Genomic DNA, 26,661 nt, shown 5'->3' on the forward strand with positions numbered 1-26,661 from the left:
AGGAGTGAAGAAAATGACTAACTTTTTTGAACGAGTGAAAAATACGGTAATGGCAGATTTGCATGAGGCATTAGATAAGAAGGAACAAAAAAATCCTATATCTCTTTTAAACCAGTATTTAAGAGAAAGTGAAAATGAAACAAAAAAGGTTGCCGGATTAATTGAACGCCAATATATGTTGAAGGAAGAATTCCTTCGTGAATGGAAACAAGCACAATATTTAGCGGATAAACGTAAAAAACAAGCAGAGATAGCGAAACTAGCAAATGAAGAAAACTTGCTTGAGGTTGCTCTAGAAGAGGAAGGACAATACAGAGAACAAGCCAATAATCTTCAGCTGGCATATGAGCAAGCTGTAAAGAACCTGGAAGAATTAGAACGTAAGCATCGCGAAATGAAATTAAGATTAAAGGACATGAACATTAAAAGAATGGAGCTTATGGGGCGTGAAAACGTAATGAAGGCGAATCAGAAAATTCATCATGTTCTGGATGATTCCATCTTAAACGGTGCTGTAACAAGATTCGAGGATACGGAAAGATATATGGAGCATCTGGAAGCTCAAATGAGTACCGGTTATGAGAAAAGCATGTTTGATGCTAAATTAGTCCAATTAGAAAAACAGTTGAAAAACCAAGAAATTGTTGTTAATGAGTAGAACTTACATGGTAAAATAAAAGGTATACATGCTTTAATCCATTATCTCCCTTTACTTAAAGGGAGATTTACGCATATTTTCGATGTACTATTATTTAGCTGTTATAGGCAAAAGGAGGGCAGCATGAGAAATCTATTTGAGCATACATCCATTTCATGGGTTTTCATTGTTGCTATAATTGGAATATTATTTGAAATTTCATTTAGACCAGAATCGTTATTTACTCTTGCTTTTGCTGCGATTTTAATCTATTACGGTAGGAAAAAAGGCAGATCAACATCTGCTATGATTTTCCTGATAATCGGTATTTCTATCGCTGCCATTATCGTTATCTCAACCTTCTTTTTTAAGTTTATCTTATTGTGCTTGTTCATCTATTATTTGTTTCAATATCGCAAAAAGAAAAAGTCATCTAAAACGATTCGCGTTGAGACAGTAGAGCCAGCTTCAGACAAAAAAGCATATAAGAAACAGCCATTCCTCACCAACAAGCTTTTTGGCAATCAGAAATTGATGAATCATATATATGAATGGGACGATATCAATATACAAACCGGTATTGGAGACACCATCATTGATTTGAGTATGACGATGCTTCCTCCTGGTGAATCAGTTATTATGGTACGTGGCCTTGTAGGGAATATACAGCTTCTTGTACCTTATGATATTGGATTTTCCATTAATCATTCATCCCTGTCTGGTTCTCTAATACTTTTTGGCAATAAAGAGAAGTTATTGAATCAAAATGTAATTTGCTATTCTGATAATTATCATGAAGCAACGAGAAAAATAAAAATTATCACTTCTATATCACTTGGAAATATTGAGGTGAAGTATATATGAGTATACAAAGAACATTTTTATTTTACTTTTGCTTCTGTTCTATTATAATAGCCGCTTTTGTAACAACGGTATATTGTATTTCGGTTCAAACGGATTGGTATCATGCCCTTTTTTTTACCCAAATATTCTTAATTCCTGTCGTTGTGTTTATTCTATTAACAAGTTTAATAGTAGGGGGAATTTTCGGGCTTGTGATTGGATATTTTGTAAAAAAGAAAATGGAGGAAGTAGAGACCCATTTAGTGGAATTGCAAACAGGAGAATTTCAGCTACACAAACTTCCAAGAGAGAAAGTAAAGGAAATTTCGGTTTTATACGAACATTTCTCGATTATACAAAACCGGTTTGAAAAACAGGTGAAGGCATCACAAAAATTGGCGAATGAAAAAGCTGATTGGAGTGAGAAATTAAAGCAGGAGGTGCTCTCGCAAGAAAGAAATCGGCTTGCAAGAGAGCTGCACGATTCTGTCAGTCAGCAATTGTTTGCCGCCAATATGCTATTATCTGCCATTAATCAAAATCCTGACCCAGAATCAGCTGTGGCAAGAAAACAATTAAAATTAGTGGAAGAAATTATAAATGATTCACAGTCGGAAATGAGAGCACTTCTATTGCATTTAAGACCTATTCAACTGGAAGGAAAATCATTAAGAGTTGGAATGGAGGAACTTCTGCACGAATTGACGGCAAAGCTTCCTATGAAGGTAACCTGGAAAATTGAAGATGTGAAGCTTGATAAAGGTGTAGAGGACCATCTGTTTAGAATCGTTCAAGAATCCATTTCCAATACGCTTCGTCACGCAAAGGCTAAATTGTTGGAGCTTCATTTGCTTCATCTCGGGCAATTTGTATTGTTAAAAATTATTGATGATGGGATTGGCTTTGAGTTAGAAAAAGAAAAAGCTGGCTCTTATGGATTGCAAAATATCCGTGAAAGAGCAGCTGAAATTGGTGGAACAGTGAAAATGATTAGCTTCCCTCAGAAAGGAACAAGTATAGAAGTTAAGGTACCAATTATGAATATAAAGGATGAGACAGATGATTAAAGTTTTATTAGTGGATGACCATGAAATGGTAAGGATAGGGGTTTCCGCCTTTTTGTCAATTCAGCAGGATATTGAAGTGGTTGGGGAGGCAGAAAGTGGGGAAAAGGGTGTTGAATTAGCATTGTCCTTACGACCGGACATTATCTTAATGGACTTAGTTATGAGCGGAATGGATGGAATTGAGGCAACCAAGGAGATCATTAGGGAGTGGCCAGAAGCTAAAATTATTATTGTTACTAGTTTTCTTGATGATGAAAAAGTATATCCGGCTTTAGAAGCAGGTGCTACGAGTTATATGCTAAAAACCTCTAAAGCAAGCGAAATTGCTGAAGCGGTGCGCTCTACGTATAAGGGGCAATCAGTATTGGAACCACAGGTTACTGGAAAAATGATGATGCGGATGAAACAAGGGAATAAACGACCGCTTCATGAGGATTTAACGAATCGTGAGCTTGAAATATTGCTGTTAATGGCTGAAGGAAAATCAAATCAAGAGATTGCAGATGAATTATTTATTGCTTTAAAAACCGTCAAAACGCATGTTAGTAACATACTAAGTAAGCTGGAAGTTCAGGATAGGACACAAGCTGTTATTTATGCATTTAAACACCAATTAATAAAAGAATCATAACGTACGAGCGGCCATCAACTGGTGCCGAATCTGAATTAGTTCTGCCATTATGCTTACACTTATTTCATCTGGACCTTCTGCCTGAATTTTTAAGCCAATAGGATAATGTATTTTATTTTTAATAGAATCAGGAATGTTAATAAGTAATTTTTCTGCCCTTGTTTTGGAACTTAAGATACCGATATAAGCTGACTGCTCATAGAGTAATTTCTCTAGTATTTGTTTATCTCTTTGGAAATGATGATTCATGATGACAATGTAGGCAGAGTTTTTCAACTTATGGTGTTGAAAGAATGCATCTGGATGCTGGGTAATAAGGATTTCAGCTGTAGGAAAAAAATCTCGATTACAGCGGTTTTCACGAGGATCTACTACAATAACGGAAAAATCCAGACTGGAAGCTAGCCTAACTAAGCTTTCGGCATCATTCCCGGCTCCAAAAACATATAGATAGCTTTTAGGTTCATATTTTTCAATTACATATTTTTCTCCTTTAATATCAGCTACTTTTAATTTTTCACAGGTATGAATTAATTCATGGACCTTTTCCTTCACATCAAATGGAAGCTCAGCTTCCGTTTCCCTATCTAAAGGATTCCCGCTCAAAGTAAAAAGATAATTTTCTGGTAGGTTTCCAGGCTTTATAGGCTTAACCGAGAGTAATGGATTGCCGCTGAATAAATGCTCCTTTAGTTTTAATAGAGTTGGATTAAAAGTTACAGATTCTATTAATACATCAATGGTACCGTTACAACCAACCCCCCATTCGATATCTTCTTCATCTCGTAAATCATAAGTAACAATCTTGCTTATATTATTTTTGATTACATCTATGGAATGAATGAATAAGTCATCCTCTAAACAGCCTGCGCTAATAGTTCCATACCTTTGGCCATTTTCCCAAAATAGCATTTTTGCTCCGGTCTTTCGATAGGATGAGCCATTTATTCGGATTATAGTTGCAAGGGCCATCCTTTGTTTTCTATCTCTGTTTATTTGTTCTAATATTCTACAAATATCGTTCAATCCGTTCACCCCTTAATTTGTTCAAACTTTGTCTTTATCCAGGGATAGCAGTCAGTTGCTGATGGAAGAGCAGGATGCTTTTGCTTTACTTATTAATTATGAATATGCAAGAATGGAAAAGATTATTTTCTTTGGTAAAATAGATATAAATCAAAAAATTTTTTTAGGTACATATATCGCTTTAAGCAGTTGATTTTGGGAAGAGGTGTAAGGCATGAGTCTGGAAGTGATAGGTATTACCGTTCTTTGGATATTTTTATATGGATATTTGATGGTCGCCTCCATTGATTTTGGGGCAGGATTTTTTGCTTTTTATGGGAAACTAACGAAAAAGGATCATATTATGAATTATTTAATCCGCAGGTATATTTCTCCTGTTTGGGAAGTGACAAATGTATTTTTCGTCTTTTTCCTAGTTGGATTAGTTGGCTTTTTTCCGGATACTGCCTATTACTTTGGAACTGCTCTGTTAATTCCGGGAAGCATGGCATTAATATTAATTGTTATTCGCGGTTCTTTTTATGCTTTTGGAAATTATGGATCCAAAGATAATATCGTTTATTTATTTTTGTATGGAGCTACAGGATTATTAATTCCAGCATCTTTATCAACAGCATTAACCATTTCAGAGGGGGGATTCCTAGCTCAAAAAGGTGCAAAAGTGGTATTTTTGGCAGAGAAATTGTTTTGGAGTCCATATTCATGGAGTGTCGTATTGCTAGCAATTGTATCGGTTTTGTTCATTAGCGCTGGTTTTCTTACTTTCTATGCTAACAGAGCAAATGATATCCCATCACGGGAAATATTACGGAAGTTTGCTTTGTTTTGGAGTGCTCCCACCATTATAACAAGTTTGCTTGTATTTATTGCTTTACGGGGACATAACAGCCTCCATTTCGAGAAAGCAATAAATCTATGGTGGATGTTCGGTCTTTCCCTTGTGTTTTTTCTAATAGCTGTTTTTTTAATTTATAAAAGGAAGTTTTTTGGAAAGGCTTTTATCATGATAATGCTCCAATTCTTTTTTGCATTCTTTGGATATGGAGCATCCCATATGCCATATATTCTTTATCCATACGTAACGATTCACACAAGTGTAACAAATCCTTCGATGGGGACTGCTCTTGTTTTTGCGTTTATTGCCAGTCTATGTTTGCTTATTCCATCATTGTATATGTTAATAAAGCTTTTTATTATTGATGCAGATAACACTAAAAGTAAACGGTGAATACAACCAAAGAATATTAGAAGACGGAGTTATAGGATATGTATCCTGTTCTCCGCTTTTCCTTATTAAGGTATGTTTATTTTTTTCAGAATGCTGCATTATGCTAGAATAATAGAAAGAATCTAGGTTGGGGGAATGGTTGTGAAGAAGGAATTTGTCGTCATTGGTTTAGGACGGTTTGGGGGGAGCATTTGTAAAACCTTAATTGAACAAGGCATGGAAGTGTTGGTAATCGACCAGGATGAAGCCAGGATAGATGAGTTTGCCTCGATTGCAACTCATGCCGTAATAGCAGATTCCACCGATGAAACTGTGTTAAAAAGCTTGGGAATTCGTAACTTTGATCATGTCATTGTAGCAATCGGTGCAGATATACAGGCAAGTATTCTAACAACTTTAATATTAAAGGAAATGGGAGTAAAGCGGGTCACTGTTAAGGCACAGAACGATTATCATGCAAAAGTATTACGAAAAATTGGCGCTGACAGTGTTGTCCATCCGGAAAGGGATATGGGGAAAAGGATTGCACATAACATTGTTTCCAATAGTATTCTTGATTATATTGAGCTTTCAGAAAAATATAGTATTGTAGAAATTGCTTCTAATCAGCTTTTAGCAGGAAATTCGATTATCGACCTCAATATTCGCGCAAAATACGGTATAACCATTGTTGCGATTAGAAGAGGTTCATCCATCATCGTATCACCTCAAGCGCGGGATGTTATAGAAAAAGAGGATATACTAATTGTAATTGGAGTTGTAGAGGATATTACACGTTTTGAGAAAGATTTTTTAAATAAATAATATTCTAGAAATCGTTTAGCCGATATTAAACATTTGACTTTTCTTTATATAAAAAAAATTGACCACTTTGGGTCAATTTTTTTTTATATATTATACTTCCATAATAATAGGCATGATCATTGGACGGCGTTTTGTTTTTTCATATAAAAATGGAGCTAGTGTATCCGTGATTTCATTCTTAATTTCCGTCCACTGAGTAGTTTTACGCTCCATAACCTTATTCAAATGCTTCGTGATAAGATGTTGTGCTTCATTGATTAAATCTCCAGATTCACGCATATACACAAAGCCTCTTGAAATAATATCCGGACCTGAGGCAATTTTAAACTCACTCATATTGATTGAGACAACCACAACCACTAGACCTTCTTCAGAAAGAATTCTGCGATCACGTAAAACAATATTACCAATATCTCCTATTCCATTACCATCTATATATACATTGCCTGATGGGATTTTTCCAGCAACCTGCGCAACATCACTGCCAAGTGCTAGAACTTCACCATTATCCATAATGAAGCAATTTTCTTCTGGAACACCGCAATCTACTGCAAGTTGAGTATGCATTCTTTGCATACGATATTCTCCGTGAATAGGCATAAAGAATTTAGGCTTTATTAGTCTAAGCATTAGCTTTTGTTCTTGTTGTCCTCCATGACCGGATGTATGAATATCGTTTAATGGTCCATATATTACATCCGCACCTGCACGATAGAGTAAATTAATCGTTCTATTTACACTGATTGTGTTTCCAGGAATAGGCGATGATGAAAAGACAACCGTATCACCTGGCTGTATTTGAATTTGCCGATGTGTTCCACTGGCAATTCGAGATAAAGCAGCCATCGGCTCTCCTTGACTACCTGTACAAAGAATCGTTACTTTATTTGCTGGCATTCGGTTAATTTGCCCTGCATCAATAAAAGTATCTTTTGGACATTGGATATATCCTAAATCACGACCGATTTCAATCGCAGCTTCCATACTACGTCCAAATACCGCGATTTTTCGGCCATTTGCAACGGCCGCTTCCGCAACCTGCTGCAGACGATGGATATTGGAAGCAAAGGTAGCAAAAATGATTCGTCCATCAACCTTGCGAAAAATATCGTGAATACTTTCGCCAACACGTCTTTCAGACATTGTAAAGTTGGGTACCTCACTATTGGTACTGTCGGATAAAAGGCATAGAACACCTTCTTTTCCGATCTCTGCCATTTTCGTTAAATTGGCAGGCTCACCTACAGGAGTAAAATCAAATTTGAAATCTCCTGTATGGACTATATTTCCTGGCGGAGTTTTTACGACAATCCCGTAGGAATCAGGAATGCTATGAGTGGTTCTGAAAAAAGTTACAGAAGTCTTCCTGAATTTGATAATATCGTCCTCTTTTATTTCATGCAGCGTTGTTTGACGTAATAAACCGTGCTCTTCTAATTTATTTTTCAAGAGGCCAAGGGCTAGCTTTCCGCCATATATAGGGATGTTTACCTGGCGCAGTAGATAAGGAATACCACCGATATGGTCTTCATGACCATGCGTGATAAATAATCCCTTTATTTTTTCTACATTTTTCACTAAGTACGTATAATCAGGTATTACATAATCAATCCCTAATAATTCATCCTCCGGAAATTTAATACCGGCATCAATTAAGATTATTTCATCCTGGAACTGAACGCCATAAGTGTTTTTTCCGATTTCCCCCAAACCGCCAAGGGCGAAAACCGCTGTCTGATCATTTTTTACAAATTTCATATAATTATCTAGTCTCCGTTAATTTAAAGTATTCTTGCTGCTTCTCATATTCTAAATATGGGCCTTTTACAAGCTGTACATATTCAATATTGATTTGGCGGTCTTTTAATAATTGGCGTGCTTCACGCTCCGATTCTGCATCCAAAAAGATTGTTTTCGTCTTTTCTCTCACAGGTACTTCATATTTGTTTTCTTGATAATATACCTTATACATCATCTTTTCTCTCTCCTAACTCCGTTGGTCGATAGTAACTTTTTCTATTATATAAAAAGTTAGCAAGATTTTCATGTTATTTTCTTCATAACTTTTTATATGAACAGTATTTTATAAATAATAATCCCTCCTGTAAGAGGGACAATTTTTATCCGTCTTTATGCGATTTGTTTTTGTCTTAGTAAATCCTTCCATTGTTTAGCAAGCTTTTTTCTAAGCTTCTTTAACAAACGATTCACTCCTACCTTTTATTTTAATGAATTCTCCAGGAAAGTAAAGGCGATCAAAAATTTCTTATAACTAGTATATGTATTTAAACATGCTTCTTACTTGGGTTTTTCTGGATTTAACTAGAAACAAATTCTCAACATCCACCAGTATTTTTTCATACTTAACGACTCTATGATAAACATGTTGCAATTCTATTAAAAAGTCATATCCGATTATATCCTGCATAAATATTAATAGAATCAATTTCACTAATCAAATAAGTTTCCTACTATTGCCAAAGTATTGGTGTACTATTATAGTAAAAATTGCGAGAGGATAAGGGGGATAAATTGTGACAATGTTTCGGTTATTATTCTTATGTATAGGTATGTGCGTTTTGTTGGCAGGTTGTGGGGCAAAGCCAGAAGAAAAAATATATCAAATCCTTGAAGAAACTGTTTCAAAAGAAAAAGGATTTCAAAGTCAACAGTCACCTTTGACAAAACTGGAATCGGAAGAAACGCATATTTTTGAACAAATAATGGGTTTAGGGATGAAAGATTATGAAAAGGTAGTGAAACTTTCTGACAAAGCCCTGTTAAATATAAAGGAAAGAAAAGAAAGAATGGATAAAGAACAAGAATCAATGCTTGCCTCTAAAAATGTCTTTTTAAAAATGCAATCAATAATGCCTGATCTAAAGGATCCGAGCTTGAAGAAAGAGGCAAATGAATTATTTAATCTTATGGAAAAACGGTATGAAACCCATCAAAAACTCTATACTTCATATATGAGTGGATTGGAAGCAGATCAAAAACTTTATGAGCTATTTCAAAAGCAAAACGTTCCAATAAATGATTTGGAATCCCAAATTAATGCAACGAATGAATCGTTTAGTAAGGTAATGGATGCAAATAAAGAATTTAATAAGGATACGAAAACATATAACGAAAAGAAATTAGATTTTTATAAGCATGCAGGGATTAAAAGTCAATCAAAATAGAGGAAGCAGGGATTATTATTATCCCTGTTTTTATTATTTTTAAAATTAGAAGCATTATTATAGTACAGATATGTTATTTGTACTGATACAGATTTCCGTCAATAAAAACGCAAAATCTAAATGTTATGGTAGAAAAGTATTGTTTCTATGGTTTAATTAATTGACTGGCAAAATAAATTGATGTAATCTAATTAATGAATTAATTGTTTGTATTAATGAAAAATGAACCAGCATTAATACAGTTATAAAAATGTAAAGGTTTACTTCTATTATACGTTTTTGTCATAAAAAAGGTTGATTCAAAACATTATTTATAATTGTTTTTGGGTAACCTATTTTTGTATGTTGTCTCCAATAATCGACATAGGATACTCTCTCGGTTTTAACGGGAATTGTAGAAAAACGTAATAATGGAAGGGTTAAAATCAAAAATATTTTTTATAAGAAAGGAAGAGGTGACTTAAAATGGCTTCTACTAAAAAAGCGCCATTAGACCCGACAAAGACGCTTGAAAACATTGAAGGGCAATTTGAAATGTTTCAGATCTTGAATGAAAATGGTGAAGTTGTAAACGAATCAGCAGTGCCTGATTTAACAGACGAACAGCTTCAAGAATTGATGCGCCGCATGGTGTATACTCGTATCCTTGATCAAAGATCCATTTCCCTAAACAGACAAGGACGCCTTGGATTCGTAGCACCTACTGCAGGTCAAGAAGCTTCACAAATAGCATCACATTTTGCATTAGAGCAAGAGGATTTTATTCTTCCAGGATATCGTGATGTACCGCAAATTGTATGGCATGGATTGCCTTTATACCAAGCATTCCTATGGTCTCGCGGTCATTTTGCCGGTATGCAAATACCTGAAGGAGTAAACATTCTTCCTCCACAAATTATCATTGGTGCTCAATATATTCAGGCAGCCGGTGTTGCATTAGGTATTAAAAAACGCGGTAAAAAAGCAGTTGCAATTACATATACAGGTGACGGTGGATCATCTCAAGGTGATTTCTATGAAGGAATCAACTTTGCTGGTGCATACAAGGCTCCTGCTATATTTGTTGTTCAAAATAACCAATTTGCTATTTCCACACCACGTGAAAAGCAAACTTCCGCTAAGACAATTGCTCAAAAAGCAGTTGCGGCTGGTATTCCTGGACAATTAGTAGATGGTATGGATCCATTAGCTGTCTATGTAGCAGTAAGAGAAGCTCGCGTACGTGCAATTAATGGTGAGGGACCAACTTTAATTGAAACTTTATGTTACCGTTATGGGCCACATACAATGGCAGGTGACGACCCTACTCGTTATCGTACTTCAGAGATGGATAATGAATGGGAAAAGAAAGATCCTTTGGTTCGTTTCCGCAAGTATTTAGAAAATAAAGGCTTATGGAATGAAGAAAAGGAAAATGAAATTATTGAACAAGCAAAAGAGGATATTAAAGCAGCGATTAAACAAGCTGATGATACACCTAAACAAAAGGTTACAGATTTAATCAACATTATGTTTGAAGAACTTCCTGCTAACCTTAAAGAACAGAACGATATTTATAAAGCAAAGGAGTCGAAATAAGCCATGGCGCAAATGACAATGATTCAAGCAATTACCGATGCATTACGCACAGAGCTGCGAAATGATGAGAATGTATTGGTATTCGGTGAAGACGTTGGCGTTAACGGCGGCGTATTCCGTGCGACTGAAGGTCTTCAAAAGGAATTTGGGGAAGAAAGAGTATTTGATACACCACTTGCAGAATCCGGAATTGGCGGACTTGCAATCGGATTGACTTTACAAGGTTATCGACCAGTACCAGAAATTCAATTCTTCGGTTTTTTATATGAAGTTATTGATTCTGTAAATGGTCAAATGGCTCGTTGGAGATATCGTACTGGTGGTACTTTGAACGCTCCAATTACCATCCGTTCTCCTTTCGGTGGCGGCGTTCATACTCCTGAGCTTCATGCTGATAGTTTAGAAGGACTAGTTACTTCTCAACCTGGGTTAAAAGTAGTTATTCCTTCTACACCATATGATGCAAAGGGACTATTAATTTCTGCAATACGTGATAACGATCCGGTTATATTCTTAGAGCACATGAAGCTTTATCGTTCCTTCCGTCAAGAAGTGCCAGAAGGAGAGTACACTATTCCAATTGGTAAAGCAGAAGTGAAACGTGAAGGAAAGGATCTATCCATCATTACTTATGGTGCAATGGTTCACGAATCTATTAAAGCTGCTGAAGAGCTTGAAAAAGAAGGATATTCAGTTGAAGTTGTAGATTTACGTACAGTTAGCCCGTTGGATGTTGAAACAATTATTGCTTCTGTAGAGAAGACAAATCGTGCTATCGTAGTTCAAGAAGCTCAAAAACAAGCTGGTATTGCAGCGAATGTAGTAGCTGAAATCAATGAAAGAGCGATTTTAAGTCTAGAAGCACCAGTATTGCGTGTGACAGCACCTGATACAGTCTATCCATTCTCACAAGCAGAATCTGTTTGGCTTCCTAATTATAAAGATATTATGGAAACTGCAAAAAAAGTACTTACTTTCTAATCAATGTCCCTTCTAAACAATGAAGGGCTGGGATATTAAGAATCTAACAATAGGAGGGTGAACAACATTGTCATTTGAATTCAGATTACCAGACATTGGTGAAGGTATTCATGAAGGTGAAATCGTTAAATGGTTTGTTAAGCCTGGCGATAAAGTGAATGAAGATGATGTACTTTGTGAAGTACAAAACGACAAAGCAGTAGTTGAAATTCCATCACCGGTTGCGGGAACAGTGGAAGAGGTTCTTGTAGAAGAGGGAACAGTTGCTATTGTTGGCGATGTTTTAATTAAATTTGATGCCCCAGGCTATGAGGATCTAAAGTTCAAAGGAGATCATGGGGAAGAAGAAAAGAAAGAAGAAGTAAAAGCTGAGGTAAAACCAGAAGCTAAGCAAGCAGAAGCACCTGCTGCAGCGGCTGCTGCTGAGCCTACAAAATCAGCTGATGCTGATCCAAACCGACGGGTTATCGCGATGCCTTCCGTTCGTAAATATGCTCGTGAAAAAGGCGTTGATATTCGACTAGTTACTGGATCGGGAAATAATGGCCGTGTTCAAAAAGAAGATATTGATGTGTATGCAAATGGCGGAAACAAAGCAGCAGTTAGTGAGCAAGTTGAACCTGTTGTTGAAGAAACAAAAGTAGCGGCACAAGTTGTTATCCCTGAAGGTGAATTCCCTGAAACTCGCGAAAAAATGAGCGGAATTCGCAAAGCTATTGCTAAAGCAATGGTTAACTCCAAGCATACAGCTCCACATGTTACATTGATGGATGAAGTAGATGTAACTAAGCTTGTAGCTCATCGTAAGAAATTTAAAGAAGTTGCGGCTGAAAAAGGAATTAAGCTTACTTTCTTGCCTTATGTAGTGAAGGCTCTTGTAAGCGCATTACGTGAATTCCCTACACTCAACACTTCAATTGATGATGAAGCAGGAGAAATTATTCAAAAGCATTATTTTAACATCGGAATCGCTGCAGATACGGAAAAAGGTTTATTAGTTCCTGTTGTTAAAAATGCAGACCGCAAAAGCGTATTTGCTATTTCAGGCGAAATTAATGAGCTAGCTACAAAAGCACGTGAAGGCAAATTAGCACCAAATGAAATGAAGGGCGCTTCTTGTACGATTACTAATATTGGCTCTGCTGGCGGTCAATGGTTTACTCCGGTAATCAATCACCCAGAGGTTGCTATTCTAGGAATTGGTCGTATTGCAGAAAAACCTGTAGTAAAAAATGGTGAAATTGTAGCTGCACCTGTGTTAGCATTATCATTGAGCTTTGATCATCGTATTATCGATGGTGCTACCGCTCAACATGCCCTTAACCAAATTAAGCGCTTGTTGAACGATCCAGAATTATTATTAATGGAGGCGTAATCAAATGGTAGTTGGAGATTTTCCTATTGAAACAGAAACGATAGTAATTGGTGCAGGCCCTGGTGGTTATGTAGCAGCAATTCGTGCTGCTCAGCTAGGACAAAAAGTAACAATCGTTGAAAAAGCAAATCTTGGCGGTGTTTGTTTAAATATCGGCTGTATTCCTTCTAAAGCATTAATTAATGCTGCACATCGTTATGAAAATGCAAAACACTCTGATGATATTGGTATTTCAGCAGAAAACGTTACTGTGGACTTTTCAAAGGTACAAGACTGGAAAGGTTCAGTAGTGAATAAATTAACTAGTGGTGTAGAGGGCTTATTAAAAGGAAACAAAGTAAGCATCGTAAAAGGTGAGGCTTATTTTGTGGATGCAAATACATTACGAGTTATGGATGAAAATTCCGCGCAAACTTATACATTTAAAAATGCTATTATTGCAACTGGTTCTCGTCCAATTGAGATTCCAACATTTAAATATTCTAAGCGCGTAATTGATTCTACTGGTGCGCTAGATCTTCCTGAAATTCCTAAGAAATTAGTAATCATCGGTGGCGGTGTTATCGGTGTCGAGCTAGGTACTGCTTATGCTAATTTTGGAACAGAAGTAACTATTCTAGAAGGTAGCGGAGAACTATTTGCAGGTGCATTTGAAAAACAAATGACAGCAATTGTTTCTAAAAACTTAAAGAAAAAAGGCGCTGAAATTGTTACAAACGCTATGGCAAAAGGCGTTGTAGAAAACGAAGATGGTGTTGTAGTAACATATGAGGCTAAAGGTGAAGAAAAATCAATTGAAGCTGATTATGTATTAGTTACAGTTGGTCGTCGTCCAAATACAGACGAAATGGGTCTTGAGCAAGTTGGTATTGAAATGGCTGAAAGAGGTCTTATTAAAATTGATAAGCAATGCCGTACTAATGTACCAAACATCTATGCTATTGGGGATGTTGTTGCAGGACCTGCTCTAGCACATAAAGCTTCTTATGAGGCAAAAATTGCTGCTGAAGCAATTGCTGGACATCCTTCTGAAATTGATTATCTTGGATTACCTGCGGTTGTATTCTCTGAACCGGAATTGGCAACAGTGGGTTATACAGAAAAACAAGCTAAAGATGAAGGTATTGAAGTTGTAGCTGCTAAATTCCCATTTGCTGCAAATGGTCGTGCACTAGCTTTAAATAGTACAGACGGTTTCTTAAAGCTTGTAACACGTAAGGAAGATGGGTTAGTGATTGGTGGTCAAGTTGCCGGACCTAGCGCATCTGATATGATTGCAGAAATCGGCCTTGCTATTGAAGCAGGTATGACTGCAGAAGATATTGCTATGACTATTCATGCCCATCCAACACTAGGCGAAATCACGATGGAAGCTGCAGAAGTAGCCCTTGGTACGCCTATACACATTATTAAGTAATATAAAAATAAAAGCATCCTTTTGGGTGCTTTTATTTTTTATATGTAAAGATAAATCTTTCTTAAGTTTTAAAATAACCCACTTAGTGCATATAATAGGAATAATAGTAGAATAAACCAATCCTAATGGTGATATTATGAAGAATTATGTAGCCTTTTTATTTCAACTAATCGTGTGGAGCTGCTTTACTTTTGCTGAATGGCTTTCTAACAGGGATCATTTAGTATATAAAGTCCTTATGTTTCTTGTGTTTTTGTATTTGGCATTTTTATTAACAAGAATTATTGTAAAGTCAAATCGTGTTACTATTATTATTACCGTTGCGAGCCTTTCCGCTTATTTTTTGCTTCAGTTTTTCCTACATCAAATGTTACCTTCAAGAATTGCCTTTTTATAATGAAAATCTTCTTTAATAAGAATATCTAATTGTTAAAATGTGTTATACAATTTAGCCTTGAAATCTCCAATGTGATATATTATTATATTCTTAAGAAATAAAGCGTTTTCAAAAGCAACAATCTATATGAATATAGCTTCAAAAAATTCTTGAGAGGAAGAATAATATATGGGGACAATCGTTTGTCAATCTTGTAATACAATAATTGATCATTTTGAAGATGAAAAAGTAAGTATTCTTTACTCAAATTGTTGCGAATGCTGCCACCACGAAGAAAATATTCAGGAATCATAATATAAATCAAAGAGAGTGCATAATGCACTCTCTTATTTTGTAAAGTGTGAGGTATAGTTACCGAATAGCTTTATGCTCTTTTATGACTCTCAATGTTTTTAACTCAAAGTCCTCTGGACCTTGAACTGGCAGGCCAACCTCTATATTTTTTTGAATATATTTTAAATTGTCTTCTGTGATGATTTCTCCTGGAATGAATATTGGTATTCCGGGAGGATAAACCATTATAAATTCAGCACTAATTCTTCCTACAGATTCATCAAAAGGGACAATCTCTGTTTCGGCGTAGAAAGCTTCTCTTGGTGATAATGCAAGTAAAGGAATATCAGGTAACAAAACTTCAATATGAACAGTTCCAGAAAGATGCGAAAATTGCTTGGATAGCTCCTTTAAGGCAGAAACTAATATATTCGCTTCTTTTTCTGTGTCACCTGGGGTAACAAGGCAAAGTATATTGTATAAATCGGATAATTCTACCTCGATGTTATATACCTCACGTAGCCATTTTTCTGCGTCAAAGCCTGTAATTCCTAGATCCTTAACGGAAATAATAAGCTTAGTTGGATCATAATCAAAAGTTGCTTTTGTTCCTAATATTTCTTTTCCAACACAATATAGATGATCAATTTCATTTATTTGATCACGAATAGAGTTTGCCAAACGAATTGTACGGTCGATTAATTCCTTACCTTCTGTGGCTAACCTTCTTCTGGCAACATCTAATGAAGCTAGCAGCAAATAAGATGTGGAGGTTGTTGTTAGCATGCTTAGAATTGTTTGGACTCTATTTGCCGAAACAAGCCCTTCACGTACGTTTAAAACGGAGCTTTGGGTTAAGGAGCCTCCAAGCTTATGTACGCTCGTTGCGGCCATATCTGCCCCAGCTTCCATAGCAGAAATCGGCAAGTCTTCATGAAAATGAATATGAACACCATGTGCCTCATCAACTAATACAGGAACTTGGTATGAATGGGCGATTTCCACTATCTTTTTGAGATCTGCTGCAACACCAAAATAAGTTGGGTTAATAACTAATACTCCTTTTGCATCAGGGTTTTGCTGAAGCGCCTTAGAAACTGACTCCGTTGTAATTCCGTGCGATATTCCTAGCCTTGGATCAATTTCAGGGTGAATAAATACGGGAGTTGCCCCTGAAAAAACAATTGCGGACATTACGGATTTATGAACATTTCTAGGTACAATGATTTTTTCACCTGGTCCACAAACTGCCATTACCATTGTCATAATTGCGCCACTCGTTCCTTGTACAGAGAAAAAAGTATGGTCGGCGCCAAATGCTTCTGCGGCTAACTTTTGCGCTTTTGCAATCATTCCCTTTGGCTGATGTAAATCATCCAGAGGAGTTATATTTATCAAGTCTATGGATAAAGCATTATCACCAATAAATTGCCTAAATTGTGGGTCTATACCATTTCCTTTTTTATGACCTGGTATGTGAAATTGTACCGGGTTCTTTTTGGCATGCTCGACCAGCCCGGTAAATAAAGGAGTTTCCTGTTGTGACAATGTATTCTACACCTCTTTATTAATATTTCTGTTTATTTGTTATTTATAGTTGCAAAGTTTATGAATTGCCTGGACAAATGACATAAAACAAATGAATTATAGCATTTTACTACCTCTTTGCAAATAGTAAAGGTATCATTAAATTTAGATTGTACATTAGCTAAAGCTATTTTCGCAAAGAGAGGTGTTTTTCGTATAAGTTCATTAACGCGTATAACTGGATACCTCCTGGCATCTTTTCGTATCCATTTGCAAAAAACGCCTACAACTTCATTAGACCACTTTATTATGCCCCAAGCGTAACATAGTTTACGAAAAGAGCCTTATCTATGGCTATTTTCGCAAAGAGTGTTGTGCTTTGTATAAGCTCAGGCACCTGTATAACGAAATGCTTGTGGTATTTTTGCGTAACACCATTTGGGAAAATCGCCAACAAACTTCGTTAAACCACTAAATTAAGCCTCAAGCGTAACATAGTTTACGAAAAGAGCCTTATCTATGGCTATTTTCGCAAAGAGTGTTGTGCTTTGTATAAGCTCAGGCACCTGTATAACGAAATGCTTGTGGTATTTTTGCGTAACACCATTTGCGAAAATCGCCAACAAACTTCGTTAAACCAATAAATTAAGCCCCAAGCGTAACATAGTTTACGAAAAGAGCCTTATCTATGGCTATTTTCGCAAAGAGTGTTGTGCTTTGTATAAGCTCAGGCACCTGTATAACGAAATGCTTGTGGTATTTTTGCGTAACACCATTTGCGAAAATCGCCAACAAACTTCGTTAAACCAATAAATTAAGCCCCAAGCGTAACATAGTTTACGAAAAGAGCCTTATCTATGGCTATTTTCGCAAAGAGTGTTGTGCTTTGTATAAGCTCAGGCACCTGTATAACGAAATGCTTGTGGTATTTTTGCGTAACACCATTTGCGAAAATCGCCAACAAACTTCGTTAAACCACTAAAATTAGGCCATAAACGTACATAGTTTAAGAAAATAAACTTATATAAAAGGAATTCATTATTATAATAGAGAAGTAAAAAGTGGAAGGGAGAGGGAAATATGAATTGGGAAACAAGAATTACTAAATTACTTCATATTAAGTTCCCGATAATCCAAGGGGGATTGGCATATCTTGCATACGCAGAGCTTGCAGCCGCAGTTTCAAATGCTGGGGGTCTTGGGCAAATTACAGCAATGTCATTAGAAAGTCCGGAAAAACTGAGAGAAGAAATAAAAAAAGTCAGATCCTTAACCAATAAACCTTTTGGGGTTAATTTTGCTATTGGCCAACACGGTAGACCATTTTCTCATTTCGTAGATGTAGCGATAGAAGAAAAGGTTCCTGTCGTTTCTATCACTGGGGGTAATCCAACTCCTTTTTTTCAGCAACTGGAAGGTGTTAATGTTAAGAAACTGGTTTTAGTAGCGGCGAAAAAACAAGCACAAAAAGCGGAAAGCCTTGGAGCAGATGCAGTAATGGTGGTTGGAAATGAAGGGGGTGGACATTTAGGTAAGGACGAAGTAGGTACCATGGTTCTCATTCCACAAGTGGTGGATTCAGTAAATATACCTGTTATAGCATCAGGCGGTATTGGGGACGGCAGAGGGCTTATGGCAGCACTTAGTTTGGGAGCTGAAGGGGTAGAAATGGGAACTCGATTCATAGCTACAAAAGAATGTGTCCATGCCTCGGATGTATACAAACAGGCATTAATAAATGGAGATGAAACTAGTACAATTGTCATTAAAAAGTCACTAGGAATGCCTGCGCGCGCAATTATGAATAAATGGACAGACCACATTATAAATATCGAGAAGCAAAATGGCGGATATGAGGCATTGAAAAATTACATAAGCGGGACAGCGAATAAAAATTATATCTATAATGGTAATGTTGAAGAAGGCTTTGCTTGGGCTGGCCAAGTAATGGGGCTTATTAAGGATATACCAACGGTAGAGGAGCTAATCAATAGAATGATAAAAGATGCAGAAATAATCTGTGATAATTGGTCAAAATAAATTATGAAGAGTATATCTTTTAAATAAATATACGAAAACAGCTTAGAGTAAAAAGAAGGTTGGTGAAGAAATGGAATATCAATATCCATTTGATACGGATTGGAGCACGAAAGAGGTTGTAGATGTTATTCAGTTTTTTGAAGCAATTGAATTGGCATATGAAAAGGGAATTGAACGGGAAAAATTAATGGAAAAGTATAGGCGCTTCAAGGAAATTGTACCTGGTAAAGCGGAAGAGAAGAAATATTGCAATGAATTTGAGAAGGAAAGCGGCTATTCCTCTTATCAAGTGGTAAAGAAAATGAAAGATTTGGAGCCTGGAAAAATAGTGAAAATGTAAACCGCAGACGAATCTGCGGTTTTTTATATGCCCATTTTAATTAATTTTTGTTTTCTACATTGTATAAAGGGGTACTAACGTACTAAAGGTATCTTGAATATGTTGCAAAAGCTCTTCGCCGGTCCATTTTACAACTTGTTCCCTAGGAATATTAATTCCGCATAGTACCTCTGCTTTTTTAACGGTTTGAACTCTTTTGAAAAGTTGAAGCAGGTCATTCTTACTCATCGATTTTGCATCTGGCTTCATGTGATCACCAGACCAAACGAAAGTGGATGGGATAATACGAACTATTTTATCAATATTTTTTTCGAATTTCTTGCCGTATTCTACTTTAGTCGGTGATTCATATATAATGGCAAACCACACAAATAGATGTGTGTGCCATAATCCGATTTGAAAATGAGGGAGCATTTTGTATCCGCGTTTATTATTTGCAAAAGCAACCCATGAATCATTTGGAGGATTTATAGTTCTTCGGGCATGTTTGGCAACATGCGGGAAGATTTCTTCACCTGCTAATACACTTAAAGTTGGAGCAAAATGATCACCGAGAAATTCTAATTTTGGTCTTAATGTGGAAATGAGCTTATCCATTCTTGCTTCTAGGCCATCTATTAAAAATAAATCAAAATCTTCATTCGTAAGTCCATCAAACTTCATTGTTGCACCTCTCTTCTGTCCACTTTTCATATTTTATCAATATTTGGGAGGACATCAAACAAATTTGCTTATGAAGCAACATTTCTGGGTAATTACACATTTTAGTTGCATCCTTTTAATTAAAACATACTATATCATAAGGTGGCATCACAATATTTTAGGAAATCATAAAATGCATATTAACTTGGAAGTTAAAAAACATTCGATGAGCGAAAATGAAATTAGGAAAGGGAGTGAATAGGATGAAACAAGTAATGAATTCAGCTAAAAAGAAAAAGCATGATCTTGAAAGAATTGCCGTATTGCGATTAGAGCTTGATTATGAATTGGCAGTATTATATGAAGCTATTCAAAATAAAAATGAAGCAGCTAAAACAAAGGCAAAAATCCGATTAGAGAAAATTAGAGATGAATTGCTTAAAATGAAAGCTATTTAAATTAGAGAAGAGTAAAGAGTATTCTTTTCCTCATCTAAGTGGATGGGGTTCGTTTTTGTGAGTTTATTAACCTCGTATCTGAATGAAGAAATGCAGTAAACTTGAAATAGAAATAATTTTCCTTTAAGCTAAATTTACATTTAGGTAAGGCAATATACTTATCCATTTAAAAGATGTAATGTTTATGGTAATAGATGTCTGGAGGATGCAGATGTGATAAATTGGGAGAAGGTAAACTCAGATGTAATGAAGTGGTTAAGAGAAGCGGGTAAGGATATAGTGAACTCGTTTTCGGAAACATTACAAATTCAAACAAAATCTGATAGAAATGATTTAGTTACAAATATCGATAAGCAAACAGAGATGTTCTTTATCGATAAGATTCGTAATACATACCCGGAGCACCATATCTTAGGCGAGGAAGGCTATGGTGAAACATTACATAATACGGATGGAGTTATTTGGATTATTGACCCAATTGATGGGACTGTGAATTTTGTACACCAACAACGTAATTTCTCTATTTCCATTGGAATTTACGAAAATGGCGTAGGAAGGTTAGGGTATATTTATGATGTGGTGCATAATGAGCTATATCACGCTATTGCTGGGGAAGGTGCATATTTTAATGGGAAAAAATTGCCTATGCTTGAGGAACCAGAAGTTTCCGACTCCATTGTAGGGATTAATGCTACTTGGCTTATTTCCAATAGGCATGTACCAGTAGAGAATTTGCATAAGCTAGTGAGGGATGTCCGCTCCACTAGATCCCTAGGCTCTGCGGCTCTAGAGATGGCCTACATTGCAACTGGCCGGTTTGATGCCTATATTGCTATGAGACTGTCCCCGTGGGATTTTGCTGCCGGTAAAATCTTGGTCGAGGAACTAGGTGGAAGCTTGACAACTGTTAAAGGTGAACCGTTGAATATTTTGAAGGGCAGTACTGTTTTTGTTAGTAAACCTGGCCTCCATCATAAAATTTTAGAAGGTTATTTAATAAAGGAAAAGGAGGAAGATTAAATCCCCTCCTTTTTATAATTTGCCCTCTTCACGCCATTTTTTCTTCGTTTTAAAACCAATCCCAAGAATAAATATCAATATGACGATACAAATAAGAAAGCCAAGAATGCTTTGCTCTCCAATTGCTACTCCTATGCCCGCCATTGAGAAAGCAGCGATTATTGCATATATTAGAAATATCCATTTAACATTTTTCACCTATATTGCCTCCGTCATCTTCGTCTCACTCATATCTATTTTACCGAAAATGTTTCTGCTTTTCTAGTCATTGTGATATAATACGTAAGTTGGAGATATACTAAGGCTGTTCTCGTATAAATTGTAGCTTTTCGTAATTTGTTTTAAATCCAAAGTAGGATTTAGCTTTGGGGCATCTTTTCTTAAAAAGGATACCTTTTCTTCAGGTGAATGGAGAAGTTTATAACACTTTATTTTACAAAAGCAACAAGGTTTAAGAAAAGAGCCTTAACTAAATTTGATCGTTTTAAGGTCAGGAGGAACAACTTTGAATAGAAGAGATGATATAAGAAATATAGCCATTATTGCCCACGTTGACCATGGAAAAACTACTCTTGTGGATCAACTGTTAAAGCAATCAGGTACTTTTCGTACAAATGAACAAGTGGCTGAACGTGCAATGGATTCAAATGATTTAGAACGTGAAAGAGGAATTACGATCCTTGCCAAAAATACAGCCATTCAATATAAAGATAAAAAAATTAATATTATGGATACACCGGGACACGCGGACTTCGGCGGTGAAGTAGAGCGTATTATGAAAATGGTTGACGGTGTATTGCTAGTCGTGGATGCATACGAGGGCTGTATGCCGCAAACTCGCTTTGTATTAAAGAAAGCTCTGGAACAAAATTTAACACCAATAGTTGTTGTAAACAAAATTGACCGCGATTTTGCCCGTCCAGAGGAAGTAGTGGATGAAGTGCTTGAATTATTCATTGAGTTGGATGCAAATGAGGATCAATTAGAATTCCCAGTGATCTATGCTTCTGGTATTAATGGAACAGCAAGCAGTACACCTGATAAGCAAGATGAGAATATGGAGGTCCTATTCGATACGATTGTGGAACATATTCCTGCTCCACTCGATAATCGTGACGAGCCATTACAATATCAAGTGGCACTTTTGGATTACAATGATTATGTTGGTCGTATTGGAATTGGTCGTGTTTTCCGTGGAACGATGAAAGTTGGAGAACAAGTTGCATTAATGAAATTGGACGGTTCAGTAAAACAATTTCGTGTAACTAAATTGTTTGGTTTCTTCGGATTAAAGCGTCTAGAAATTGAAGAAGCATATGCAGGAGATCTTGTCGCGGTATCTGGGATGGAGGATATCAATGTAGGTGAAACAGTTTGTCCTGTCGATCATCAAGATGCACTTCCACCATTAAGAATTGATGAACCAACATTACAGATGACTTTCATTGTGAATAATAGTCCATTTGCAGGAAGAGAAGGTAAATACGTAACTGCACGTAAAATTGAAGAAAGACTACAAGCTCAGTTACAGACAGATGTGAGTTTAAAGGTTGAAAATACTGATACACCAGATGCATGGGTAGTATCTGGACGCGGGGAATTACATCTTTCCATCTTGATTGAAAATATGCGACGCGAAGGATTTGAGCTTCAAGTTTCTAAACCTGAAGTTATTGTAAGGGAAATTGATGGAGTCCGCTGTGAACCAATTGAACGTGTTCAAATTGATATTCCTGAGGAAAATACAGGGGCTATTATTGAATCAATGGGAACCCGTAAAGGTGAAATGCTTGACATGATTAATAACGGAAGTGGTCAAGTACGGTTAATTTTTAATGTACCTGCCCGCGGTTTAATCGGATATTCGACAGAATTTATGACTTTAACACGTGGATACGGAATCTTAAATCATACTTTCGACAGCTATCAACCAATGCAACCAGGAAAAGTTGGAGGCCGCCATCAAGGAGTGCTAGTTTCAATGGAAACTGGTAAGGCAACCACTTATGGAATTATGCAGATAGAAGATAGAGGAACTATTTTTGTTGAACCTGGTACGGAAATTTATGAGGGTATGATTGTTGGTGAAAACACCCGTGAAAACGATATTACTGTTAATATTACGAAGGTTAAACATGCAACAAACGTACGTTCAGCAACTAAAGATCAAACTTCTGTTATTAAGAAACCTCGAATTATGTCATTAGAAGAAGCATTAGAGTATCTTAATGATGATGAGTATTGCGAAGTGACACCTGAATCTATTCGCTTACGTAAGAAAATCCTCAACAAGAATGAGCGCGAAAAAGTTGCGAAAAAACAAAAGTTTGCAGAAATGAAATAAATTCAAGGAAATAATAAAACAATAAATGTTATGCTTAGGATGTGAGAAATTTTTCTCACATCTCTATTAGTATGGAAAATACTGTTTCTAACACTATAAACCAATAGGTGGAAAGGAGTAGGGATAATTGCCAAGTACAGATCCTCATGAAAGACTTTCATTCTTTGCTTCCCTTTTTAAAGTAGATCAGCATCCAGAGCTGGGCATGTGGTTACTTTATTTAACCATCATTGCTTTATGTATTTTGGTTTTTAAACTCGGATTTGCCAAGAAACTACCATTACTAAAATCAGCAGTTATTTATATTTTTTTGATTTTAGGATGCACAGTATTAACTTTTTTTGCAATATTTTTGCCAATCGCAGAAGGATTAGTTGTAGCAAGCTTAATATTAATTATTTATAAAATTCGTCGAGTCAATCAAAAGAAAGCTGAAGCACAAGAGGAAATATAAAAGCCCGCCACTGTATTTGGCGGGCTTTTATATTTCCTCTGCTGTTTTCTTAGCAGCTTGATTAGCCAATGTTTTCTCCGAAATTCTATCATGACACTCATCACACATATATGTATGAATAGGCCGGTTTTTTAACCGCTTCGCTATTAAGGAGTCATCATCAATCGTTTCTATTTTATCGCATAATATGCATTGTACTTTCATTCCTGATACACCCCAAGTACTTTTTTCTTAATTTTTACTCCTTTCAGTATAACATGATTATCCATTGTGAATTACTTATTTTTTATGATTTGATTGATTCTCCTGTTGTTTTTCTAAATTACGGTCATTATGCTTGTTTAATTGATCCTTAGGTGCATTTGGTGCTTTATCAGGATTTTTTGCAGGGATAATATTTTTAGGGATTTCAGGCATTAATCTACCAGCAATATCTGCTAATTCTCGGATTATTCCTTGCCCCGGCTTTCCAGCTCGGATATCCGCGGCAATTTCCTTCAACCTGTCATTGATATCTGGGTCTGCGACAACAATTGCCTCTGCTCCATATGGATCATGCTTTAGACTCTCTGCAACAGAGTATTTAATGGTGCCAACTTCTGAGCGTTCTAGGTCACCATTAATATCGATACCAACAATCGCGTATTTTCCAAATACAACGGCAGTGGCCTCATTAACACCCGGTACATCCGTTGCTAATTGAACCAGCCTCTTAGAAATTTCCTGCCCTGATTTTCGGTCGGTATTACCATTATTATTATTTTTCATTGCTACAGGCTGCGGATTATAATTATTGCGGTTATTTTCAGCCACACCATTTCTTTGTGAACAAGAAGTTAACAATAGAAAAAGACCTATGAATAAAAATATTCTTTGCAAATTCAATACCTCCTACGGATATGGCTCCCTACATTTATATATATTGTGCAATTTTCTTCTATCTTTATTCGTTCATTCATATATTTTAGCAATGTCCGTCCACTTCTAATGAACCGGATGATGAGAAAAATCATAAGATAAATTAATCCATGAGGAGCAGGAGGCATCAATTTGAAAAAAATATATGTGTTAGATACGAATGTCTTGTTACAGGACCCATATGCTATTTTTTCCTTTGAGGATAATCAAATTGTTATTCCGGCAGTCGTTCTCGAAGAAGTTGATTCAAAGAAAAGGTATATGGATGAAATTGGACGTAATGCAAGGCAGGTATCCAAATTGATAGACAGCTTTAGACAAGCAGGTAAGCTCCATGAAAAAATACCGCTTGAAAACGGCGGCGAGCTTCGAATTGAATTAAATCATCGCTCGTTTCATCAGCTACAAGATATATTTGTTGAGAAAACTAATGATAATCGAATTTTAGCGGTAGCCAAAAATTTAGCATTAGAAGAAGGTACAAAGGAAAAAGGAAAGCAAGTAATTCTAGTAAGCAAAGATGCTTTGGTGAGAGTGAAAGCGGACGCACTAGGGCTGCAAGCGGAGGATTTCTTGAATGATCGTGTTGTTGAAATAGATCACATATATACAGGCTTTTTAGCAATTCATATAAACATTGAATTGCTTAATCAATTTTATGAAAAAGGTGAAGTGAATTTATCTGAAATAACGAATCATCCGTTCTATCCAAATCAGTTTTTAATTATGAAGGATGCTTTAGGAAGCTCAGCTTCAGCAATCGGAATAGTGGACAAATCGGGCAAAATTGTTAAAAAACTGGTTCACACCTTTGATTCTGTTTGGGGAATAAAGCCGAGAAATGTCCAGCAAACAATGGCGATGGAATTGTTATTTCGTACTGATATACCTCTTGTTACAATGATCGGTAAGGCGGGAACAGGAAAAACTTTGCTGGCACTTGCGGCAGGATTAATGCAAACGGAAGATTTACACACCTTTAAAAAGCTTTTAGTTGCAAGACCAATTGTTCCGGTAGGAAAGGATTTGGGTTATCTTCCAGGTGAGAAACAAGAAAAGCTTCGCCCTTGGATGCAGCCGATTTATGATAACCTAGAGTTTTTATTTAACACAAAAAAACCAGGAGAATTAGATGCAATTCTTGCAGGGATGGGCTCCATTGAAGTAGAAGCTTTGACCTATATAAGGGGGCGCAGTATTCCGGATCAGTTTATTATTATTGATGAAGCTCAAAACTTAACAAAGCATGAGGTTAAGACAATATTAACGAGAGTTGGAGAGAGAAGCAAAATTGTCTTGATGGGGGATCCTGAGCAAATTGACCATCCGTATTTGGATGAATATAACAACGGTTTGACATATGTATTGGAAAAATTTAAAGATGTTACTGTTGCCGGACATATAAAATTGATGAAGGGGGAAAGATCCGGATTAGCACAGCTGGCTGCGGACATTTTGTAAACCCGATACACAGTG

The 26,661-nt window shown here is 36.3% G+C and carries 29 protein-coding genes; 21 read left to right on the plus strand and 8 right to left on the minus strand.

What is annotated here, in order from left to right:
* Positions 1-13 precede the first annotated feature (13 nt).
* The 4 genes from KHA87_RS03590 to KHA87_RS03605 all read left to right on the plus strand — a co-directional run bounded on the left by KHA87_RS03590 (position 14) and on the right by KHA87_RS03605 (position 3,178).
* Positions 14-658 (plus strand): PspA/IM30 family protein, encoded by a 645-nt coding sequence (locus KHA87_RS03590; protein ID WP_213092733.1) that lies wholly within the window; start codon positions 14-16, stop codon positions 656-658.
* Positions 659-781: 123 nt separating this feature from the next.
* Positions 782-1,501, plus strand: a complete 720-nt coding sequence (liaF, locus tag KHA87_RS03595; protein ID WP_213092734.1) for a cell wall-active antibiotics response protein LiaF — start codon at positions 782-784, stop codon at positions 1,499-1,501.
* Positions 1,498-2,547, plus strand: a complete 1,050-nt coding sequence (locus tag KHA87_RS03600) for a sensor histidine kinase (protein WP_213092735.1) — start codon at positions 1,498-1,500, stop codon at positions 2,545-2,547. Before liaF ends, KHA87_RS03600 begins: the two co-directional genes overlap by 4 nt.
* Positions 2,540-3,178, plus strand: coding sequence for a response regulator transcription factor (locus tag KHA87_RS03605; protein ID WP_213092736.1), 639 nt, complete (start codon positions 2,540-2,542; stop codon positions 3,176-3,178). Before KHA87_RS03600 ends, KHA87_RS03605 begins: the two co-directional genes overlap by 8 nt.
* Here the strand turns inward: KHA87_RS03605 and KHA87_RS03610 are convergent.
* The gene (locus KHA87_RS03610; protein ID WP_213092737.1) at positions 3,173-4,204 is read right to left on the minus strand and encodes an XdhC family protein; all 1,032 of its coding nucleotides are present in this window, start codon (positions 4,202-4,204) and stop codon (positions 3,173-3,175) included. The genes KHA87_RS03605 and KHA87_RS03610 overlap by 6 nt on opposite strands.
* 61 nt (positions 4,205-4,265) lie before the next feature.
* Here KHA87_RS03610 and KHA87_RS22360 point away from each other — a divergent pair, with 61 nt between their 5' ends.
* The 3 genes from KHA87_RS22360 (at position 4,266) to KHA87_RS03620 (ending at position 6,236) form a co-directional block, all read left to right on the plus strand.
* Positions 4,266-4,397 (plus strand): hypothetical protein, encoded by a 132-nt coding sequence (locus KHA87_RS22360; RefSeq protein ID WP_283249410.1) that lies wholly within the window; start codon positions 4,266-4,268, stop codon positions 4,395-4,397.
* Between the two features lie 21 nt (positions 4,398-4,418).
* Complete coding sequence (locus KHA87_RS03615) at positions 4,419-5,432, plus strand: cytochrome d ubiquinol oxidase subunit II (RefSeq protein ID WP_213092738.1); 1,014 nt, start codon at positions 4,419-4,421, stop codon at positions 5,430-5,432.
* Positions 5,433-5,573: 141 nt separating this feature from the next.
* Positions 5,574-6,236, plus strand: coding sequence for a potassium channel family protein (locus KHA87_RS03620; RefSeq protein WP_213092739.1), 663 nt, complete (start codon positions 5,574-5,576; stop codon positions 6,234-6,236).
* A gap of 90 nt (positions 6,237-6,326) precedes the next feature.
* Here the strand turns inward: KHA87_RS03620 and rnjA are convergent, their stop codons facing one another.
* Together rnjA and KHA87_RS03630 are read right to left on the minus strand one after the other, a co-directional pair.
* Positions 6,327-7,994, minus strand: coding sequence for a ribonuclease J1 (rnjA, locus tag KHA87_RS03625; RefSeq protein ID WP_213092740.1), 1,668 nt, complete (start codon positions 7,992-7,994; stop codon positions 6,327-6,329).
* Between the two features lie 4 nt (positions 7,995-7,998).
* Entirely contained in the window at positions 7,999-8,211 is a 213-nt protein-coding gene (locus KHA87_RS03630) for a DNA-dependent RNA polymerase subunit epsilon (protein ID WP_213092741.1), read from the minus strand.
* Between the two features lie 565 nt (positions 8,212-8,776).
* Here KHA87_RS03630 and KHA87_RS03635 point away from each other — a divergent pair.
* From KHA87_RS03635 to KHA87_RS03665, 7 genes are all read left to right on the plus strand, one after another.
* Positions 8,777-9,421 carry a YkyA family protein gene (locus KHA87_RS03635; RefSeq protein WP_249310299.1) on the plus strand — a complete coding sequence of 215 codons (645 nt, stop codon included), beginning with the start codon at positions 8,777-8,779 and terminating at the stop codon, positions 9,419-9,421.
* A 465-nt stretch (positions 9,422-9,886) separates the two neighbouring features.
* Positions 9,887-10,999: a pyruvate dehydrogenase (acetyl-transferring) E1 component subunit alpha gene (gene pdhA / locus KHA87_RS03640; RefSeq protein ID WP_213092743.1), complete on the plus strand. Its 1,113-nt coding sequence runs from the start codon at positions 9,887-9,889 to the stop codon at positions 10,997-10,999.
* 3 nt (positions 11,000-11,002) lie between these two features.
* Positions 11,003-11,980 (plus strand): alpha-ketoacid dehydrogenase subunit beta, encoded by a 978-nt coding sequence (locus tag KHA87_RS03645; RefSeq protein ID WP_213092744.1) that lies wholly within the window; start codon positions 11,003-11,005, stop codon positions 11,978-11,980.
* A 67-nt stretch (positions 11,981-12,047) separates the two neighbouring features.
* Positions 12,048-13,355 carry a dihydrolipoamide acetyltransferase family protein gene (locus tag KHA87_RS03650; RefSeq protein WP_213092745.1) on the plus strand — a complete coding sequence of 436 codons (1,308 nt, stop codon included), beginning with the start codon at positions 12,048-12,050 and terminating at the stop codon, positions 13,353-13,355.
* 4 nt (positions 13,356-13,359) lie between these two features.
* Positions 13,360-14,772 carry a dihydrolipoyl dehydrogenase gene (lpdA, locus tag KHA87_RS03655; protein ID WP_213092746.1) on the plus strand — a complete coding sequence of 471 codons (1,413 nt, stop codon included), beginning with the start codon at positions 13,360-13,362 and terminating at the stop codon, positions 14,770-14,772.
* Positions 14,773-14,908: 136 nt separating this feature from the next.
* The gene (locus tag KHA87_RS03660; protein WP_213092747.1) at positions 14,909-15,169 is read left to right on the plus strand and encodes a hypothetical protein; all 261 of its coding nucleotides are present in this window, start codon (positions 14,909-14,911) and stop codon (positions 15,167-15,169) included.
* Between the two features lie 168 nt (positions 15,170-15,337).
* Positions 15,338-15,463, plus strand: coding sequence for a GapA-binding peptide SR1P (locus KHA87_RS03665; RefSeq protein WP_213092748.1), 126 nt, complete (start codon positions 15,338-15,340; stop codon positions 15,461-15,463).
* Positions 15,464-15,520: 57 nt separating this feature from the next.
* On the opposite strand, the gene KHA87_RS03670 is transcribed toward KHA87_RS03665, so the two are convergent.
* Positions 15,521-16,990 (minus strand): aminotransferase class I/II-fold pyridoxal phosphate-dependent enzyme, encoded by a 1,470-nt coding sequence (locus KHA87_RS03670; protein WP_213092749.1) that lies wholly within the window; start codon positions 16,988-16,990, stop codon positions 15,521-15,523.
* Positions 16,991-18,049: 1,059 nt separating this feature from the next.
* Here KHA87_RS03670 and KHA87_RS03675 point away from each other — a divergent pair.
* Both KHA87_RS03675 and KHA87_RS03680 read left to right on the plus strand, forming a co-directional pair.
* Positions 18,050-19,009: an NAD(P)H-dependent flavin oxidoreductase gene (locus KHA87_RS03675; RefSeq protein WP_213092750.1), complete on the plus strand. Its 960-nt coding sequence runs from the start codon at positions 18,050-18,052 to the stop codon at positions 19,007-19,009.
* Positions 19,010-19,079: 70 nt separating this feature from the next.
* Entirely contained in the window at positions 19,080-19,349 is a 270-nt protein-coding gene (locus KHA87_RS03680; protein WP_213092751.1) for a UPF0223 family protein, read from the plus strand.
* A gap of 54 nt (positions 19,350-19,403) precedes the next feature.
* On the opposite strand, the gene KHA87_RS03685 is transcribed toward KHA87_RS03680, so the two are convergent.
* Entirely contained in the window at positions 19,404-20,012 is a 609-nt protein-coding gene (locus KHA87_RS03685) for a DUF1054 domain-containing protein (protein ID WP_213092752.1), read from the minus strand.
* A gap of 242 nt (positions 20,013-20,254) precedes the next feature.
* Between KHA87_RS03685 and KHA87_RS03690 the strand changes: the two genes are divergently transcribed.
* Positions 20,255-20,449: a hypothetical protein gene (locus KHA87_RS03690; RefSeq protein WP_213092753.1), complete on the plus strand. Its 195-nt coding sequence runs from the start codon at positions 20,255-20,257 to the stop codon at positions 20,447-20,449.
* A 213-nt stretch (positions 20,450-20,662) separates the two neighbouring features.
* Positions 20,663-21,469, plus strand: coding sequence for an inositol monophosphatase family protein (locus KHA87_RS03695; protein ID WP_213092754.1), 807 nt, complete (start codon positions 20,663-20,665; stop codon positions 21,467-21,469).
* 12 nt (positions 21,470-21,481) lie between these two features.
* Here the strand turns inward: KHA87_RS03695 and KHA87_RS03700 are convergent, their stop codons facing one another.
* Positions 21,482-21,667 (minus strand): YlaF family protein, encoded by a 186-nt coding sequence (locus KHA87_RS03700; RefSeq protein WP_213092755.1) that lies wholly within the window; start codon positions 21,665-21,667, stop codon positions 21,482-21,484.
* A 307-nt stretch (positions 21,668-21,974) separates the two neighbouring features.
* On the opposite strand from KHA87_RS03700, the gene typA reads away from it, so the two are divergent.
* Together typA and KHA87_RS03710 are read left to right on the plus strand one after the other, a co-directional pair.
* Complete coding sequence (typA, locus tag KHA87_RS03705; RefSeq protein ID WP_213092756.1) at positions 21,975-23,813, plus strand: translational GTPase TypA; 1,839 nt, start codon at positions 21,975-21,977, stop codon at positions 23,811-23,813.
* A gap of 127 nt (positions 23,814-23,940) precedes the next feature.
* Positions 23,941-24,267 carry a YlaH-like family protein gene (locus KHA87_RS03710; RefSeq protein WP_249310109.1) on the plus strand — a complete coding sequence of 109 codons (327 nt, stop codon included), beginning with the start codon at positions 23,941-23,943 and terminating at the stop codon, positions 24,265-24,267.
* A gap of 27 nt (positions 24,268-24,294) precedes the next feature.
* Here KHA87_RS03710 and KHA87_RS03715 read toward each other — a convergent pair whose 3' ends face one another.
* Both KHA87_RS03715 and KHA87_RS03720 read right to left on the minus strand, forming a co-directional pair.
* Positions 24,295-24,471, minus strand: coding sequence for a YlaI family protein (locus tag KHA87_RS03715; protein WP_213092757.1), 177 nt, complete (start codon positions 24,469-24,471; stop codon positions 24,295-24,297).
* 75 nt (positions 24,472-24,546) lie between these two features.
* Entirely contained in the window at positions 24,547-25,146 is a 600-nt protein-coding gene (locus KHA87_RS03720) for a YhcN/YlaJ family sporulation lipoprotein (protein WP_213092758.1), read from the minus strand.
* 171 nt (positions 25,147-25,317) lie between these two features.
* Here KHA87_RS03720 and KHA87_RS03725 point away from each other — a divergent pair, with 171 nt between their 5' ends.
* Positions 25,318-26,646: a PhoH family protein gene (locus tag KHA87_RS03725; protein WP_213092759.1), complete on the plus strand. Its 1,329-nt coding sequence runs from the start codon at positions 25,318-25,320 to the stop codon at positions 26,644-26,646.
* Positions 26,647-26,661: the final 15 nt, after the last annotated feature.

The sequence above is a fragment of the Bacillus sp. FJAT-49736 genome (genome assembly GCF_018343615.1).
GTDB lineage: Bacteria > Bacillota > Bacilli > Bacillales > Bacillaceae_C > Margalitia.